We start from the raw sequence: 712 nt of genomic DNA, 5'->3' as shown, positions 1-712 counted from the left end.
GCAGCTGAGCGAGATCGGCAATTCAGGCGCTCGCGTGCTGATGCAGGCCCCCACCCATCAAGTGAGTGCATTGCCATGGGAAGCGCAGCCCATGATGCAAGGGAGCGGACAAGAACACGCCGCGGCGCCGTACGCCGGAGGCAGTGGGTCGATGCTGGGTGCCACGGTGCTGCAGCCGGGTCACTCAACGTCGCGCCATCATCATGCGCCGGATTCGTCAGTGGTTGATCTGAATCCCCCCGCACGGGTCGAGTTGCGTGACCATGCTCGTTCTGTGCCGGCGGCGGTGCAGCCAGATCGCCCAAAAGTGGTCTCCGGTCCCGACAAGGGTCCTCTTTATTCCAACGATGCGACCCTTGTCGAAGGGCTGAGGTCAGCACTCTATGCCGGTAAGATCGGGGAGATCACGGTCAAGCGCCATGTAGATCTTCTTTTCGGCTTTGGTCATTGGCTCGTTGAAAATAACAAGCCGGGGATTGCGGATCGGCTTCACGATTCGTCGCTGGATCGGGATCGCAAGGAGTACGAGATCTGGGGTGGCGGCCCCTCGGCCGTGGCTGGGTCACTGGGTCGTCTCAAGACGTGGGCGGGCGGAGCGCCAGCGGTGGGCCGCCCTGCCCTGAATCCCCACCCTGCCGACGCCGTGCTCATCAGAGAGTACACAGCGGCTCTCATCAAAGCGTACGAGGCAGCGCCGACCGGGCCGAAACCC

1 protein-coding gene is annotated in these 712 nt (G+C 63.1%); it reads left to right on the top strand.

The window, feature by feature from the left end; genetic code table 11:
* Nucleotides 1–151: 151 nt before the first annotated feature.
* On the top strand, nucleotides 152–712 hold a 561-nt coding region (locus NKH57_RS33755; protein ID WP_352950695.1), incomplete at its 3' end, for a hypothetical protein.

The organism is Mesorhizobium sp. M1050 (assembly GCF_040318715.1).
Lineage (GTDB): Bacteria > Pseudomonadota > Alphaproteobacteria > Rhizobiales > Rhizobiaceae > Mesorhizobium.
Note: the sequence above shows the minus strand (reverse complement) of the source record. Positions and strands in the feature narration are given on the sequence as shown.